Source organism: Jeotgalicoccus sp. WY2 (assembly GCF_018437745.1).
In the GTDB taxonomy this organism is placed as follows: Bacteria; Bacillota; Bacilli; order Staphylococcales; family Salinicoccaceae; genus Jeotgalicoccus; species Jeotgalicoccus psychrophilus.
This window is the reverse complement of record NZ_CP049818.1, coordinates 539,880-556,571: the sequence shown is the minus strand read 5'-3', so window position 1 is coordinate 556,571 and position 16,692 is coordinate 539,880. Positions and strand designations below refer to the sequence as shown.

The 16,692-nt window shown below is 41.5% G+C and carries 9 protein-coding genes and 6 pseudogenes; 10 read left to right on the top strand and 5 right to left on the bottom strand.

Going from position 1 to position 16,692, the window contains the following annotated elements:
- Position 1: 1 nt before the first annotated feature.
- The 8 genes and pseudogenes from G4D76_RS03130 (at position 2) to ccpA (ending at position 7,610) form a co-directional block, all read left to right on the top strand.
- Positions 2-989: pseudogene (locus G4D76_RS03130) on the top strand (PTS transporter subunit IIC).
- A 15-nt stretch (positions 990-1,004) separates the two neighbouring features.
- A complete protein-coding gene (locus tag G4D76_RS03125) occupies positions 1,005-1,817 on the top strand; it encodes a DUF1444 family protein (RefSeq protein ID WP_213810515.1) in 813 nt (270 codons plus the stop codon).
- 17 nt (positions 1,818-1,834) lie between these two features.
- Positions 1,835-2,419, top strand: coding sequence for a YtpR family tRNA-binding protein (gene ytpR / locus G4D76_RS03120; RefSeq protein WP_026859644.1), 585 nt, complete (start codon positions 1,835-1,837; stop codon positions 2,417-2,419).
- Positions 2,420-2,431: 12 nt separating this feature from the next.
- Positions 2,432-4,117, top strand: a complete 1,686-nt coding sequence (locus G4D76_RS03115) for a DNA translocase FtsK (RefSeq protein WP_213810514.1) — start codon at positions 2,432-2,434, stop codon at positions 4,115-4,117.
- A gap of 15 nt (positions 4,118-4,132) precedes the next feature.
- Positions 4,133-5,434 (top strand): UDP-N-acetylmuramate--L-alanine ligase, encoded by a 1,302-nt coding sequence (gene murC / locus G4D76_RS03110; RefSeq protein WP_026859646.1) that lies wholly within the window; start codon positions 4,133-4,135, stop codon positions 5,432-5,434.
- A 94-nt stretch (positions 5,435-5,528) separates the two neighbouring features.
- Positions 5,529-6,002 carry a DUF948 domain-containing protein gene (locus G4D76_RS03105; RefSeq protein ID WP_051239043.1) on the top strand — a complete coding sequence of 158 codons (474 nt, stop codon included), beginning with the start codon at positions 5,529-5,531 and terminating at the stop codon, positions 6,000-6,002.
- A 35-nt stretch (positions 6,003-6,037) separates the two neighbouring features.
- On the top strand, positions 6,038-6,493 hold the full coding sequence (locus G4D76_RS03100) for a YtxH domain-containing protein (RefSeq protein WP_026859647.1): 456 nt from the start codon (positions 6,038-6,040) through the stop codon (positions 6,491-6,493).
- A 128-nt stretch (positions 6,494-6,621) separates the two neighbouring features.
- A pseudogene (gene ccpA, locus G4D76_RS03095) lies at positions 6,622-7,610 on the top strand (catabolite control protein A).
- Between the two features lie 132 nt (positions 7,611-7,742).
- Here ccpA and G4D76_RS03090 read toward each other — a convergent pair.
- The 3 genes and pseudogenes from G4D76_RS03090 to G4D76_RS03080 form a co-directional block, all read right to left on the bottom strand.
- Positions 7,743-8,870: an acetoin utilization protein AcuC gene (locus G4D76_RS03090; RefSeq protein ID WP_213810513.1), complete on the bottom strand. Its 1,128-nt coding sequence runs from the start codon at positions 8,868-8,870 to the stop codon at positions 7,743-7,745.
- A gap of 244 nt (positions 8,871-9,114) precedes the next feature.
- Entirely contained in the window at positions 9,115-9,501 is a 387-nt protein-coding gene (locus tag G4D76_RS14435) for a CBS domain-containing protein (RefSeq protein ID WP_250130150.1), read from the bottom strand.
- An 18-nt stretch (positions 9,502-9,519) separates the two neighbouring features.
- Positions 9,520-10,088 (bottom strand): annotated as a pseudogene (locus tag G4D76_RS03080) (N-acetyltransferase).
- Between the two features lie 265 nt (positions 10,089-10,353).
- On the opposite strand from G4D76_RS03080, the pseudogene acsA reads away from it, so the two are divergent.
- Both acsA and G4D76_RS03070 read left to right on the top strand, forming a co-directional pair.
- Positions 10,354-12,055, top strand: a pseudogene (gene acsA, locus G4D76_RS03075) (acetate--CoA ligase).
- Positions 12,056-12,195: 140 nt separating this feature from the next.
- Positions 12,196-13,859, top strand: a pseudogene (locus tag G4D76_RS03070) (formate--tetrahydrofolate ligase).
- Between the two features lie 227 nt (positions 13,860-14,086).
- Here G4D76_RS03070 and G4D76_RS14430 read toward each other — a convergent pair.
- Both G4D76_RS14430 and G4D76_RS14425 read right to left on the bottom strand, forming a co-directional pair.
- Complete coding sequence (locus G4D76_RS14430; RefSeq protein ID WP_250130149.1) at positions 14,087-15,553, bottom strand: transglycosylase domain-containing protein; 1,467 nt, start codon at positions 15,551-15,553, stop codon at positions 14,087-14,089.
- 98 nt (positions 15,554-15,651) lie between these two features.
- Positions 15,652-16,282, bottom strand: a pseudogene (locus G4D76_RS14425) (transglycosylase domain-containing protein).
- Positions 16,283-16,692 lie beyond the last annotated feature (410 nt).

Genomic DNA, 16,692 nt, shown 5'->3' with positions numbered 1-16,692 from the left:
AATGAAAAAATTACTGCACCGCTGGTTTATTGAAGCGATGAGTTCTATGGCACTCGGCTTGTTCGGTACTTTAATTATCGGCCTGATTATTAATACTATTGCAACATATGTACCATTTTTAAGCAGTTTGTCGGTGATTGGTGAGACAGCACAGAGTTTAACCGGTGCGGCGATCGGTGTTGCGATAGCATACGGCTTGAAGTCACCCCCGCTCGTTATTTTTTCTGTGCTTGCTGTCAGCCAGCATGCCTATGATTTAGGCGGGGCAGCTGCAAGTTTTATCGTGAGTTTAATAGTCATTGAAATCGCGAGACTGTATCAAAAGAGAACGAAACTGGATATTATCGTGACGCCGTTGCTCACTTTAATCATCGGTCTGCTGCTTGCCGGTTTAATTGGGGAAGCAGTGGGCGGTGTAATGACAGGACTCGGAGATGTAATCGTCTTCGCAACTGATCAGCGGCCGTTTATGATGGGTATTCTCGTGTGTTGTTTTCGGGATTACGCTGACAGCGCCGCTGTCCAGTGCGGCACTCGCATTAATGCTCGAGTTAAGCGGCGTAGCCGCGGGAGCTGCGGTTATCGGCTGCTGCTGCCATATGGTGGGACTTGCTGCGATGAGCTACAAGGATAACGGTATATCAGGCGTCATTTCAATCGGCGTCGGCACATCGATGCTGCAAGTGCCGAATATTTTAAGAAATCCGTTTGTTATCGTGCCGCCGGTTATCGCAAGTGCGATTATTGCACCGATTATGACTGTATTTTTTCCTATGGAGAACAACGCAGCCGGTGCCGGTATGGGGACGAGCGGTTTCGTCGGACAGATTATGGCAATTGAAACGATGGGGCTGTCAATGTCTACTGTTATGCTGATTTTAGTATTTCATATCGTTTTACCTCTAATTGTAACTCTGATATTCTATAAGCTGTTTAGCTTTTACGGCTTTATTAAACAGGGCGACCAAATTATTAGCTTAGGTAAATAACACAGGAGGTAAATTATGAATATATATAAAATGCGTGATTTGATTATTGAAGGAATCACTGCAAAAAGAAATGATGTTTCACATAAATTCGACCGTGAAAATGAAGAACTGCGCGTTGAACGTACAGATAACGGGCAGGGAATTACAATTGCTTTATCTAAAGCACTGAATAAAGCGAAGAATGATGATAAAATTATAGATGAACTTGTTTATTATATCGATGAATCGATAAATCGTATGGGAGAAGAGAAAATTGATGCGGAAACAGCGACAATTTACCCTGTTGTCCGTGCAACAAGCTTCCCCGATAAATCTAAAGCAGGGGACCCGTTTATCATTACACCGCACACTAATGAAACGAATATCTACTATGCGATTGATTTTGATAAAAGTTACCGTTTAATTGACGAAGCACTGCTCGAATCACTCAGCATGTCTGCAGAAGATATGAAAGTGCTCGCAGCCAATAATTTAAAAAACCTGCCGGTGGAAATAAAAAAACAGACGGTTCAGGACAATGATTTTTACTTTATTAATCATAACGACGGCTATGACTCGTCCCGTATTTTAAATACGGACTTTCTGCACGAAATGCTCGGTAAAACTGAAGGCGAAATGCTGGTCGGTTTACCGCATCAGGATGTGCTGATTATAGCGGACTGTAAAAATAATGTCGGTTACGATGTTATGGCGCAGATGATGATGCAGTACTTTGCAGAAGGACTGACACCGATTACATCGCTGTCGTTTTCTTACGACGGCACTAAACTGCAGCCGGTATTTATTTTAGGCAAGCAGAGAAATTATAATAATAAAAACAAAAAGTGAAGAAAGTAGTGAAGAATGTGAGACTCACATACAATGAAAACGTTGGAGATGTATTGTTTGTAACATTAAGAAAGACGGAGGAAGTATCGTACGAGCATAATGGTGATATTACTCTGATTAAAGATGGCGATGAAGTTATCGGCTTGAACATCTTTAATGCAAACAGCAATCTGGCACTTGAAAATACAAATATCGACGACTATGAAACAATGGTCCTGCGCATTAATGAACTGCTTCAGAAGAACGGCATTGAAACACTCGAATTCGATCTGACTCCAAAATTTATCGTCGGTAAAGTTATCGAAAAAGAAGCGCACCCCGATGCTGATAAATTGAACGTGACTAAAGTTGACGTCGGTACTGAAGTCCTGCAGATTGTCTGCGGTGCACCGAATGTCGATGCGGAACAAAAAGTAGTCGTCGCACGTGTCGGCGCCATTATGCCTGAGGGATTATATATTAAACCATCGCAGCTTCGCGGCGTGGATTCAAACGGTATGATCTGTTCTAAAAAAGAGCTTAACTTAAAAGATGACGGGGTAAAAGGTATTTACGTTTTAGACGACAGCTATAATGTCGGCGAGCCATTCCCGGTCGGATAAAGGTGAGATTAAATGACAAGAAGACAAAATAGAAAATTTAATAAGGAACGCCACGATAAAGACGTGAGCAAAGAAGCATTTAAATTTCCTCTTGATATCGACATTTCAGATGATGCCGGTACAAAATCAAGTCCGCCATTATATTCAGAGCCTGAATATGTCAGACGTCCTGAGCGGCAAACGAAGTACAGGGCGTCGAAGCCGTCGGTAAAACGTCCAACAAGAATGACTATTTCAAAAGCACGCCAGGTGCCTTCTTCTATTCACGGTTTGAAAAAGCCGGAACGAACAGAGCGGGATGAGCGTGAAATTTATCTTGAAAAATTTAAAAATTATAATTCTGTAATTGTCGATAAAATTGTCCGGGAACGGACGGAGCGTGAAAGACGCAAAGATAAACAGAAAATGAAAGAACAGCAGCAGCGTGCAGAGCTTGCAGCATTGAAGAAAAAAAGAGATGCTGAGAAGGCAAATGGCGAACTTGTCAGGCAAAAATCACCAGCTAGAGAAAAGAAGAATGATACACTGAGTGTGCTCGGTACAAAGCAGGAAAAACTGCGTGAAAAACAGCAGGCATCGACCGGCAAAAGAATCGGCCCGAATGCCACACAGCCGGGTATAAGTATGCTTGGCAATGCGCAGGCTGCTGATTACAAAGAGCCGAACAAGGCACTGTCAGAAAAAATTGATGCAGCATTTACTAAACTGAATGTTGAAGGGCGTGTCATCAGCTATACTTCAAACGGCGTAATCGGCCGTTATGAAGTGAAACTGAATCGTGCATTCAGAGTCAGCAATATACCGCGTTTAAATGCCGCTTTGAAAGAAGAACTCAGCCTCGGCGAACTGCGTATTATGAGCCCGCTTATCGGAACGTCTAATATAGGACTCGAAGTACCGCTTGAAAATGTGCGTCCGATAACATTCCGCACGCTGTTTGAAGCCAGCAGTTTAAAACTGCGTAAAAGTGATTATAAATTTGTTATCGGGAAAACAGTTGACGATAAAATATTCAGTTATGAACTGTCAAAAGCAGGGCATGTTTTAATTTACGGCAATCAGCCTAATTACGATACAAATGTGATTGATAATATTTTATTATCACTTCTAATGAACCATAATCCTAATGACTTAAAAGTCGCTATCGCAGCTGATAATGACAATTATGATGACTACTTGGATATACCGCATTCATTCAGCAGCAGAGTGTCTCCAGGCGACCCGGAAGCTCTGAAAATTTTTATGCATGAATTAAATGAACGCAGCGTGCAGTTCAGAAGAGCGCATGTAAGAAATATTCAAAGCTACAACAGCCGTGTAAAATTTGAATCCAGAAAAGCGACATTAGTAATCATCATCGATGATCTTTCAGCACTGCTGCAAAATAAAAATCCGGAAGCAGTACGCTCCCTGATACAGATTTTAAAACAAGGTAAACCTTTAGGTATGCATGTGATTGCAAATTATGCGACTACTGATTCCGGTATCCGCTACGAGCTGTTACAGCTGCTGCAGACTAAAATCGCATTTTACGATGCAGATAATAATACAGTCGGCGGCACGGATGAACTGACTCAGGGCAATGATGCGCTTGCTGTCATTCCTACTTCCAACAAACCGAACCGGATATCAATGGGTGCGGTGAATAAAATAGTAAAACAAAGTGTGTTTGATCACATAAAACATAATAATCGATGAAAGATTGGTGTAATCGTGAAGAAATATCATTTTATCGGAATAAAGGGTGCGGGAATGAGCGCTCTTGCTCAGGTTCTCTTTGACATTGGTCATGAAGTGCAGGGTTCTGATATTGAAAACGAAGTATTTACAGAAGGTCCTCTGCGTAAAAAAGGGATAAAAATATTACCCTTTTCCGAAGATAATATCATTGAAGGCATGACATACATTGCTGGAAATGCATTTAAAGATGACCATCCGGAAATAAAAAAAGCAAATGAAATGGGCTTTGAAGTCATCCGCTATCATGTATTTTTAGCAGAATTTATGAGCAATTATATTTCAATCGGGGTAACCGGTTCACACGGTAAAACGTCGACGACAGGTCTTCTTGCGCACGTGATGAACGGGGATGTCGATACGACGTATCTTATCGGAGACGGCACTGGTTTCGGCATGCCTGAAAGCAAATATTTTACGTTTGAATCTTGTGAATATAAGCGTCATTTCCTGAGCTATTATCCGGACTATGCAATCATTACAAATATAGATTTTGATCACCCTGACTACTTTAATGATATTTCAGATGTAGTGGATGCGTTTAAAGAAATGGCTTCACAGGTTAAAAAATGCATCATTGCATACGGCAATGATCCGCATATTGATGACATTAAAAATCAGGTGCCGGCGATGCTGACTTACGGTATTGACAGCGATGATGATATTGTCGCGAAAAATATTAAAGTGACTGAAAACGGCACTTCATTTGATGTGGATATTAAAGGTGAGCATTTCGACACTTTTAAAATCCCGATGTTCGGCGATCATCTCGTATTAAATTCACTGGCAGTTATTGGTGTATGTTACTTGGAGAAACTGGACATTGAGCTGATTAAGGAATCATTCTTAAATTATAAAGGCGTAAAACGCCGTTTCTCTGAAACTAAACTTCATAACATGGTTATCGTCGATGACTATGCGCACCATCCGAAGGAAATCGACGCGACGCTTGAAACAGCGCGTAAGAAATATCCGAAACGAGAAATTATTTCGGTGTTCCAGCCGCATACATTCTCGCGTACAGAAAAATTCCTACAGGAATTTGCAGATGTGCTGTCAACATCCGATAAAGCGTATATCGTAGATATTTTCGGTTCGGCGCGTGAAAAGAGCGGAACTTTATCGAGTAAAGATCTTGTGGATTTAATACCGGGAGCAGAACTGTTAACAGAAGCTGACCTTGAACGCCTCGATAAACATGCTGACGGCGTAATTATATTTATGGGTGCAGGCGATATCCAGAAATATGAGAAGCGTTTCACGGAATTACTATCTTAAAAATACAAAAAGTATTACAAAATAAATGTTTATATCATTGTGAATTAGGTTATGATAATTAAGAATACAGAAAAGAAATATTGGAGGCGTTAAAATGGATTGGCAAATAGTATTATATATTGCCGCGGGTGTTGCCGCGATTGCATTTTTAGTATTATGTATCGCAATTGCAGTAGTACTGTTCTCGGTTAAGAAAAACCTGGATCATGTAGCCAGCACATTAGATGGACTGGATGGTCAAATTCAGGGGATTACGCGTGAGTCAACAGATCTTCTGCACAAATCAAATCGTTTAGTTGAAGATATTCAAGGTAAATCTGAAAAACTTAATGCTGTAGTAGATGCAGTACAGGGTGTTGGTTATTCTGTAACTAACTTAAATGATTCTGTCGACCGTGTGACGAATTCTGTTACGCATAACATCTCTCAAAATGAAGAGAAAATTTCACAGGTTGTACAGTGGTCAAACGTTGCAATGGAAATTGCAGACAAATGGCAGGTCAGACAGCAGCAGCGCAACAGAGCTTACAATAAAGTTAATGTGGACGGACAGTCAGAGAATTTATAACAGCTCAATGATTGATCCTGTTTGGAGGTTAGATCATGGAAACGTATAACAGAGACAGACATGTAAAAGGTGTCGAGAGTTATGATGCTCAAATTGAAACATCAACGGGCCGTGATTTTACGGTCGGCCTCGCACTTGGTTTATTCGTCGGCGTTGTAGGCGGGCTGTTTATCGCTCCTAAATCAGGCGATGCTTTAAGAGATGACATTAAAAAAGTCCAGGATTCAATGGTCAATGACCAGCACGACGGACCTTCAATGTCAGCAAAGCTCGATGACAAAGTCAGCGACGTAAAACAGATGGTTAAAGACAAAAAAGCTGAAATGGATGAAAAATCAAGAGTGAAAAAACTCGATGAAACAGCAGTTCATATTCAGCAGCAGGCGATTAGAGAAGAAGCAGCGGATGATAATCTGCAGCGACCGAATGTAGTCGATATGTCTAAATATGCTGAGAAATCCGGCTCAGGACCAAAAAAATCGGATAAATAGTTCAGTCACTTCCATGTGACTGAATTTTTTTGTTATAATATTGTTACATATGCAGTACCATTGAGGGCTAAAATTTGGTATTATTAATTAAAACGTTTACATTTTCACATTAGACTCGGAGGGATATTATGACAGTTACTATATATGATGTGGCTAGAGAAGCAAAAGTCTCAATGGCAACAGTTTCTAGAGTCTTAAATGGTAATCCAAACGTCAAACCTGAAACAAGAAAAAAAGTTAAAGATGTTATAGATAGATTAAACTATCGGCCGAATGCGGTAGCAAGAGGACTTGCAAGCAAGAAAACGACAACAGTCGGCGTGATAATTCCGGACATTTCAGACCTTTATTATTCAGCATTGGCGCGAGGACTTGAAGACATCGCAGAAATGTATAATTATCAAATTATTATTACAAACACAGATCAGGATCCAAAGAAAGAACGCAATGCCTTTTTAAACCTTGTAAGCAAGCAGGTTGACGGCATTATTTCCTTGGCGGAAAACTGGATAGTGAAGTGCTGCAGGATATAGAAAATTCTAAAGTACCGGTCGTTGTATGCGGATCAGGCGAAGAGGACAATGATATTCCGAACGTTAATATCAATTACTATGAAGCAGCAAAAGAAGTTTCAGCGAAATTAATTGCTGACGGCACTAAAAACATCTGCTTCGTTACAGCAGGATATTCACGCTTCCAGGAATCACGCATGATCGAGGGCATGAAAAAAGCATATGCTGAAGCTGGACTGAACGGTGACGACTATTTAACAACAGAAGAAGCTGGAGATTACGAAAGAGGTAAAGAAATATTCGGCAAACTGCTCGATACAGACCGTGATGCGGTAATTGTTATCAGCGATGAAGCAGCAATTGGCATACTTCACGGCGGACATGAACACGGTGTGGCAATGCCGCAGCGCCTGCAAATTGTCAGCTGTTCAAACACAAGACTCGTGACGATGGTAAGACCGAAAATCTCGAGCATCGCAGTACCATTGTATGATCTTGGTGCAGTAGGAATGAGATTACTGACTAAACTGATGAATGAAGAAGCAGTAGACTCTAAATCAGTAGAACTTCCATATAGCATTGACTACCGCACGACAACAAGATAAGTAATAAAAAACCGGAGGACCTGTCTCATTAATGAGACAGGTCCTCCGGTTTTGTGTTTTATGGGTTTTATAGACAATGTTGATTTAACAGAGTCCATACAGCTGCAATTTCCACTTACTGTTCTAAATACATTATAATACGCTCAAGCGTACTTTTATTTTTTCTGATATTTCAACTCTGCGCGGAATTTCTGTAAAGTCTTCAAGTGTATCTTCCCAAAGTACGGGGAAATCGACTTTACATTGTTCTTTGTATTTATCGATAAATTCTTCCGGCAAGTATCCTGACGGTGCATCGATTTGTTTCATTGCAAGCCATATCTGACTCCACATGCGCGGGACGACCTGCCAGATGTTATAGCCTCCGCCCCCGACCGCAATCCATTTTCCGGCAGTATACTTATCTGCCATCTCGCGCACGAAGCGGGGAATTTCTTCATAGGATTTTGATGTCAGAGACAGATGGGTCATCGGATCCCTGAAGTGGGCGTCAACGCCATTTTGACTTAGAATAACGTCAGGTTCGAATGATTGTATCACCCCTTCAAGACTCGTTTTAAATACTTCTAAAAACGATTCATCTTCTGTAAATGCATCAATCGGCAGATTTACAGTATAGCCGAAACCTTCTTCTATGCCGCGCTCTGTGGCACTGCCTGTGCCCGGGAATAAATATCGGCCTGTTTCATGTATCGAGTACGTCAAGATGTCATTACGGTTATAAAACGTCCATTGTACACCGTCTCCGTGGTGAGCGTCTGTATCGATATACAACACTTTCTTGCCGTATTTCTGTGCAATGTATTCACAGGCAATCGCAGTATCATTATAGACGCAAAATCCGCTCGCTTTACCGCTGAATCCGTGATGCAGTCCGCCGGCTAGGCTCAGCGCCTTATCGGTTTCGCCCGACATGACCAGATCTACTGCAGTCAATGTTGCTCCGACGAGTGCGGCGCATTTTTCATGCATATTTTTAAAGCTCGGTGTATCTTCCGAATCCAGTCCGTATTTTGCCAGTTCTTCTGCCGACAGTTTATCTTGTCCCGCTGCCCGCACTGCCTCGATGTAATCAGGAGAATGGACGAGTGAAAGTTCCTCATCAGTCGCAATCCGCGGTTTAATAATATCCTCATCATTTAAAAATCCGGCATCCGTTAATAAATCCGTTGTTAATTTTAAGCGCATCTGATTAAAAGGATGAGTATCATTAAACCGGTATTTAAGCAGTTCATCATTATAAACATACAGGGGTTTCATTACGACATCTCGCTCGGATCCAGTACATTAAACCCGGATTCTTTTAGTTTTTCTATAGCAATTAACGGATTCATTGCATCGATGCGGAGGACGATAATTTATGGTCTTTTTTAACAGCGTTCGGATAAATTGAAATGCTGACAATTTTAATATTCAGGTCTTTAAACACTTTGCCGATATCAAATTACACCCATGCGGTCTTTAATATCAATTTCAATAATAGAGCCGGGTTCTTTAATTCCAGTCAGTTCAAGAAATGTATTGAGCATATCTTTCTGGGTGACGATGCCGACGATTTTTTACCGCGCATAACTGGAATTGCCCCGATCGCAAAATGATAAAAATCTTTCGCAATTTCTTCGACAAAGTCGAGCGGGTGGCAGGTCGTGACCTGCTGGCGCATAATTTTACCAAGTTCTAGATCCAGTGACAGATCTGCATCTTTACTCGCGATGGACGGCAGCGCGAGATTCACGTCTTTATCTGAAATAATCCCTGCTAAATTATTATCATCATCGACGATCGGAATATGGCGAATCGACAGGCGACTCATCAGATTCATTGCCTCGTGAATCGTATCGTTGACGTGGAGTGTCTCCACGGGAGAAGTCATAATTCTTTCTACTAGCATATGCAATCGCACCCCTCGTTAAATTAAAAATCGGTTTTTAAAACGTATTTCATCAAACTGCTGCATCTGTTATCATTAATATTTTTTCCTATACGGGCCATCAGTGTATTGGCGGGGTGGCCGGTAATTTCAGGATCATTCGTCTGAAACACTTCATAATCCGCACGCTGCATTAAACGAATCATCAGTTTTTTAGTCGTAGACGTCGAGACCGCTGTTTTTTAAATCCCAGTGCCAGTAATATTCCGTCGTAATAATTATATAATTTTCGATAAAATCATCATATGTTGATAGTTCAAGCATTTTTCCGGCAAGGCCGTAACTCCGGTAGGGCAGTGCAACTTCTACTGCGCCGAGTTCCATAATGAATGAATGACCGTCCGACCAGCGCTCAAGCGGATCGGGATGAAGAATATAATGTAGCCGACAATATGTTTATTTATATGACTGACAATAATTCTTCCTTCAGGAAGTTCTGCGATTTCAATCAGCGCCTGAAATTGTTCTTTAGGACGTCTGAATGCAGTTAAATTATCGTCAAATGTATATGTTTTCAAAATATCGCTGTCAACAGGACCTTCTATAATGACGGTGTCCGTCTCAGTTTTGTTTCAGTTTTAAAAGTGTGTTTGATGCCTCAATGGAACACCCCTTTTAAAAGTAATTAAATGATGAAAAATAAATTCATTATCATTATATAATAGTGAAATTATACTAAGTGAAAGCGATTTTATTTCATAAAAAATAAAGAAAAAATGAAATCAGTCTTTTTCATAGAATTCTGAACTGTCTTTCAATATAATAGGCATATGAAAGCGAAATCATAATTACAAATAAGGGGTGTCGTTAAGAATGAAAGTAGAACTTTACGAAGCAACAGATCAACATGCAAACATGCCGAATTACGAAACGGCAAAAGAAAATTTCTCATGGGAAGATATTGAAAAGGAATTTTCATGGTATGAAACTGGAAAAGTAAATATGGCTTATGAAGCTATTGATAAGCATGTGGACGAGGGATATGGAGATAAGATTGCGCTTCATTACAAACTGGAAGATAATATTCAGTCGTTTACTTTTAAAGAAATGAAAGAGAACTCAAATAAAGCAGCAAATGTTTTAAAGAATGCGGGTGTTAAAAAAGGAGACCGCGTATTTATCTTTATGGCACGGTCGCCTGAACTTATTTTGCACTGCTCGGTGCACTGAAAATCGGTGCCGTAGTAGGACCGCTGTTTGAAGCATTTATGGAAAAAGCAGTAAAAGACCGTATGGAAGACAGTGAAGCAACAACAATTATTACAACGCCTGAACTGCTGCCGAGAATTCCGGTTGATGAGCTGCCGGACTTAAAAATGTAGTTGTCGCAGGTGATGACGTTGATGAGCGTTATATTAATTTAACGAGGAATTTAATAATGCTTCTTCAGAGTTTGAAATTGAATGGCTGGGTAAAGAAGATGGACTGATCTTACATTACACAAGTGGTTCAACAGGTCAGCCTAAAGGCGTGCTGCATGCACAGTATGCAATGGTGCAGCAGTATATTTCAGGTAAATGTACTCGATTTAAAAGAAGACGATGTGTACTGGTGTACAGCTGACCCGGGCTGGGTCACAGGAACTTCATACGGCATATTTGCACCGTGGCTGAACCGTGCGACGAATGTTATCGTCGGTGGCAGATTTTCTGCTGAATCATGGTATGGAGCGCTTGAAGAACTGAAAGTAACGATTTGGTACAGTGCACCGACAGCATTCAGAATGCTGATGGGCAGCAGTGACAACGCTGTTGAAAAATACGACTTATCAGCACTTAGACATATTCTGTCTGTTGGTGAACCGTTAAACCCTGAAGTAGTTAAGTGGGGGATGGAAGTATTTAATCTGCGCATTCACGATACGTGGTGGATGACTGAAACAGGTGCACATATGATTGTGAATTTCCCGTCCATGGATATTAAAGGCGGTTCGATGGGTAAACCGCTGCCGGGTGTCGAAGCAACAATCATCGATGATCAGGGTAATGAACTGCCGCCGAACCGCATGGGTAACCTTGCAATGAAAACAGGCTGGCCGGCAATGATGCGTGAAATATGGAAGAATAAACCGAAGTACGATTCTTACTTTATTGGCGACTGGTATATTTCCGGAGATTCCGCCTACCAGGATGAAGAGGGCTATTTCTGGTTCCAGGGCCGGGTCGATGTCATTATGACAGCGGGCGAACGCGTCGGACCATTTGAAATCGAGTCGAAACTGGTAGAACATGAAGCAGTGCAGGAAGCGGGAGTTATCGGTAAGCCTGATCCTGTGCGCGGTGAGATTGTTAAGGCGTTTATCGCTTTAAGAGACGGTTACGAGCCGACTGATGAGCTTAAAGAAGAAATTCGGGTATTCGTGAAGAACGGACTCGCGGCGCACGCAGCACCTAGAGAAATCGAATTTAAAGACAGTCTGCCGAAAACACGCAGCGGTAAAATTATGAGACGCGTGCTTAAAGCATGGGAACTCGATTTACCGGCGGGCGATTTATCATCTATGGACGATGATTAAGTTTACAAATTATCATAAAATTTAAATAGATTAGGAAATACAGGCCGTTTATAATGGCCTGTATTCTTTTTTTATGTCATAATGATTATGAAGTTGTGAAATCGTTTTACAACTGCAAATTATATTTAGGAGCTGAGAAGATGGCACATTTGACTGACCAAGAGATTGCGTCTAAAGCCTCAATACAACCAATTCAGGATATTGCTAAAAAAGCAGGAATCCCTGAAGAAGCGTTAGAAATGTATGGTAAATACAAGGCAAAAGTAGACATCCACCAACTTGAAGGAAACAAGGAAGATTCTAAAATCGTTCTTGTATCCGCTATGAACCCGACACCTGCAGGTGAAGGGAAATCAACAGTAACTGTTGGGTTAAGTGATGCTTTTAATAAAATTGGTAAAATAATGGTCGCTTTACGTGAACCTTCACTAGGACCTGTTATGGGTGTTAAAGGCGGAGCAACAGGCGGAGGCCATGCACAAGTATTACCGATGGAAGAAATCAACTTACACTTTAATGGTGATCTACACGCAATTACTACAGCAAATAATGCATTGAGTGCATTCATTGATAACCACATTCACCAGGGAAATGCGTTAAACATTGACCCGCGCCGTGTATCCTGGAAACGCGTTATCGACATGAATGACCGTGCACTTCGTCAAGTCGTTGTCGGTTTAGGCGGACCTACAAGAGGGGTTCCGCGTGAAGATGGATTTGATATTACAGTTGCGAGTGAAATCATGGCTGTTTTATGTTTATCAAACGACATCATGGATCTTAAAGAAAATTAGCTAAAATTGTATTCGGTTATACTTACGATAAAAAACCAGTAACAGTTGGGGAGCTTGAAGTTCAAGGTGCACTAGCACTTCTTCTTAAAGAAGCTATCAAACCTAACTTAGTACAAACTATGGAAGGTACACCTGCATTAATTCACGGTGGACCATTCGCTAACATTGCTCACGGATGTAACTCAATCATTGCAACAAACACTGCAAGACAGCTTGCTGATATTGTTGTAACTGAATCAGGTTTCGGTTCTGACCTTGGAGCGGAAAAATTCATGGATATTAAAGCACGCATGGGCGGATTCAAGCCAGATGCTATCGTTTTAGTAGCAACAATTCGTGCACTTAAGATGAACGGCGGAGTAGCTAAAGCTGATTTAGGCGAAGCTAACGTTGACGCTCTTAAAGATGGCGTTGTTAACTTAGGTAAACACATCGAGAACGCTCGTAAATTCGGCGTTGAACCGGTAATCGCGTTAAACGACTTTGTAACTGACACTGACGAAGAAAGAGATTTCGTTCTTGACTGGTGTAAAGATCAGGGCGTTCGCGTTGCATTAACACAAGTATGGGAAAAAGGCGGAGAAGGCGGCGTTGACTTAGCTAATGAAGTATTAGCAGCAGTTGAAGCCGGAAACGACTTCAAACACCTGTACGAAGATGAACTGCCAATTGCTGACAAAATCGAGAAAATCGTTACAGAAGTATACGGCGGAGACGGTGTTGATTTCTCAGCTAAAGCTAAAAAACAAATTGCTGATATCGAAGCTAACGGCTGGGGCAACTTCCCGGTGTGTATGGCTAAGACTCAGTACTCATTATCAGACGACCCTAAAAAATTAGGACGTCCGACAGGATTCAGAGTAAGCGTTAGTGAAGTTATTGCTAAAGCAGGTGCAGGATTCGTTGTTGCACTTACTGGTGATATCATGACGATGCCTGGACTTCCTAAAGTTCCTTCAGCTGTCAAAATGGACGTAAATGCTGACGGGTCTTCAACTGGATTATTCTAGAACCTATATAGAGAAAGCCCAAAATCTCCGGATTTTGGGCTTTTTTGTATTGGATGAATTTTGGAGAGGAATTACCGATATTATCGTCATCTGGTGGGCCAATTTAGCATGTGAGAACTTTACATTGTCCGACAAATCAGTTTATCGGACAGTGTCAGTCACAATAAAATTCATTACAAAAAAACACCCCCACTCAAAGTGGAGGTGTCCATTTCAATTTCACTTAATTAATCATCATCATCATCATCATCGTCGTCATCGTCATCTGATGAGCTGCTTCTTGATGATCTGCCGCCGACTGTATATGTGTCATCATACGTCCGCGTGACACGTCCTCTTAAATCACTGTTTGAAAGGCCGCTGTCAACCGCTGCGCCCATACGCGCCTGGATTGCAGGATCACTTAGTGAACTCTTGTTCGAGAACTGTGTATCTTCTGCGATTAATCCCTTAATCGGTTTGTCCATACTGCTTGAGCAGTCATCTTTCAGTTCCATTGTCAGTGCACAGAATTCTTCTTCTCTGACTGATGATGGTTGCTGGAATTCTTCGTAGGCACCGAGTTGTTCAGGTGCAACGTTTGTTAATGCCTGCGCCATATTTCTCCAGTTGTACAGGTGATAGTACTGTTCATCGTCTGTGTCGTAGACCTGGGGAATGTTACGGTCGTAACCCATCCATATACCTAAAGTAACTTTCGGGTTAAAGCCGACCATCCATGAATCGACGAAACGCTCGGATGTACCGGTTTTCGCTGACCAGTCGTAAACACCCTGTACTGAGTCATAGTAATCTTTAATGTGATAAACAGAACCGGTAACAAATGATTCTTTCAGCATGTCAGCCATTAAGAATGATGTTGAATCTTTAAACACTCTTGTTGGATCCTGCTGCTGTTCATAAACTACTTCACCGCTTGGATCAGTAATTGATTCAATCATATAGCTCTCTGTCATTTCACCTTCGTTGCCGAACGTAGAAAATGCATCGACGTTTTCTACAACCGATACGTCGTTCGAACCGAGCGGCAGTGAAGCTGTGCTTAACAGTTCGTCCGATACATTCAGATTCATCTGTTCTAAATACTGTCCCGGATTATGGTTTTTAACTTCAGACCACAATCTTAAAGTACTTAAATTATATGAGTTGCTGAGTGCGTGTTTCGCAGATACTAAGCCGTATTCTTCAGTAGAGTAGTTACTTGGCTCATAACCGTTATCGTTGAACTCTTTATCAAGTAATACTGTATCTGGTACGATTAAGCCCTGATCGATTGCCGGAGCAAATGTGCTCAGCGGCTTCATCGTTGAACCTGCCTGGCGTTTTGTCTGGGTTGCATGGTTAACTTCGGATTCATCATAGTTGCGTCCGCCGACAAAACCAAGTATTTTACCAGTGCTATTATCTTTTAGAACCATGCCGACTTCGTGATTGAGTATTTCTTCTTCTTCGCCTTCAGTCGCGTTTAGTGCATCCAGACTGCTGCGCTGGCCGTAGTAGGTAAAGTTGTTATTTTTTGTGTCCTGCATCGTATCGTAAATCGTTTTATCGATTGTCGTTTCAATCTGATAACCCTCATTACGCATTGCTTCATTCGCTTTTTGAGTGTACTCCTGATTGAGCAGAGGCGTTGAATTAACATCTTCACGGCTGATGCCTTCCTTCGGCGAGGATATATTTAATAATTTCCACACCGCGACGTTCCACTTCATCTGTCAGGAACGGATAGTTCTGGTTTGGTACAACAACACTTGATGCCATATTGTCATAGATGTTGTATTGAAGTGCCTGATCATGTTCTTCCTCGGTAATTGCACCTCAGCATTCTTGAAAGGACGAATTCCTGGCGGTTCTTACCTGCCTCGAGCAATTCAGGTTCTTTCATTGTACCGTCCTGATTAAATGGTGTGTATGCGTAAGGATTTTGCGGCAGGCCAGCCAAAAATGCACTTTCAGCAATATTTAAATCTGCTGCCGGCTTGCCGAAAACACCTTGGGCTGCTGATTCAATACCAGCGATATTTTGCCCGTTGGCATTACGCCCAAACGATACTGCATTTAAGTATGCTTGCATAATTTCTTCTTTGGACATGATATTTTCGACTCTGAATGCGAGCAGAAGCTCTGTTGCTTTACGGTCGAATGTCGGGTCGTTAGTAAGCATCTGGTTTTTCACCAGCTGCTGTAATGGTACTTCCCCCTGAACTTTCATCGCCGCCTGCAACCTGCTGCAGGGATGCGCGCATGAATGCTTTTGGAACGACACCGTTATGTTCATAAAAGTGTTCATCCTCAGTTGAGATTAATGCATCCATGACGTTTTCAGAGATGTTTTCATAATCGACAGTTTCCCGGATTAAGTCGGATCTCAATGTTCCGAGTACTTCGCCGGAGCCGAATGATACAGTCGTACTTTCAGTCATTTCGGTAAGATCGGTTAAAATTTCTTCTTCAGCAAGCACTTCTTCATCTGAGACTAGTGCTGCAAAGTAACCGAGGCCGATGCTGAAAAGGAATATCCCAAGCAGGGTGAATGCTAAAAGTAAAAAAAAACTACATTCCATATAGTGTCATATGCTGTGAAGAATGACACCCTGAGAGGGGAACCTGCTTTTTTAAAGCGGGCGACTGTATTATGATATTTGTCCTTAGCATTTGCTCCGTGAACTTTGTCTTTCTTTTTGTCAGGATCTTTGCGGGAGAACATCTTTTTATATTATCAATAAAGTCATTTTTCTTATCCATGCCAACCTCCTATTAAAAAGATTATATCATATGTTCTTATCGCACTCATAGTGATAAAAGCCCGTGTAAACATATTGTAATTCAACCA

Coding starts and splice junctions, on each gene's coding strand:
- G4D76_RS03105 (WP_051239043.1), top strand. CDS start 5,529: ATGGATTGGCAAATAGTATTATATATTGCCGCGGGTGTTGCCGCGATT.
- G4D76_RS03100 (WP_026859647.1), top strand. CDS start 6,038: ATGGAAACGTATAACAGAGACAGACATGTAAAAGGTGTCGAGAGTTAT.
- G4D76_RS03115 (WP_213810514.1), top strand. CDS start 2,432: ATGACAAGAAGACAAAATAGAAAATTTAATAAGGAACGCCACGATAAA.
- G4D76_RS14435 (WP_250130150.1), bottom strand. CDS start 9,501: ATGCTAGTAGAAAGAATTATGACTTCTCCCGTGGAGACACTCCACGTC.
- G4D76_RS03090 (WP_213810513.1), bottom strand. CDS start 8,870: ATGAAACCCCTGTATGTTTATAATGATGAACTGCTTAAATACCGGTTT.
- G4D76_RS03125 (WP_213810515.1), top strand. CDS start 1,005: ATGAATATATATAAAATGCGTGATTTGATTATTGAAGGAATCACTGCA.